This window comes from Herbidospora sp. RD11066 (genome assembly GCF_054661255.1).
The window spans coordinates 1-337 of the sequence record NZ_BAAGDO010000065.1 but is presented as its reverse complement, the minus strand read 5'-3'; the positions used below and the strand labels follow the sequence as shown (position 1 = coordinate 337).

Below are 337 nucleotides of genomic sequence, written 5' to 3'. Positions count from 1 at the left end.
TGCCCCTTCGACCTAGCCACGTTGAAGGCCGTCATCTCATCTCCATCCTCGCCAAGGGCCAAAAGCGCCGGCTTGTCCACAAGCTGCCATGAACCATCACGCGTCTTCGCGCGCCACCTGCAATCCTCCGCCGTCAGTTCCATGATCTGATGACTAGCCTTAGCTGAAGAAGCGCCCGAACGGTCTACCAGAAGAAGGCCCTTGGTGTAGGATGAGTGGCCCGAGTAGTGGGTGAAGACCTGGAAATCCACGGGTGCTTTTTTCGATTGAAGTTCTGCATCTACCCCGGAGTAGGGCCAGAACGAAACTGGCTTGACTCAATAGAAGGTAGTGCGGC

At 56.4% G+C, this 337-nt stretch carries 1 protein-coding gene; it reads right to left on the bottom strand.

Annotated features, from left to right (window positions below):
• Positions 1-251: hypothetical protein (locus ACYQ78_RS39365; RefSeq protein ID WP_459806101.1), on the bottom strand; the 251-nt coding region annotated here is incomplete at its 3' end.
• Between the last annotated feature and the right edge of the window lie 86 nt (positions 252-337).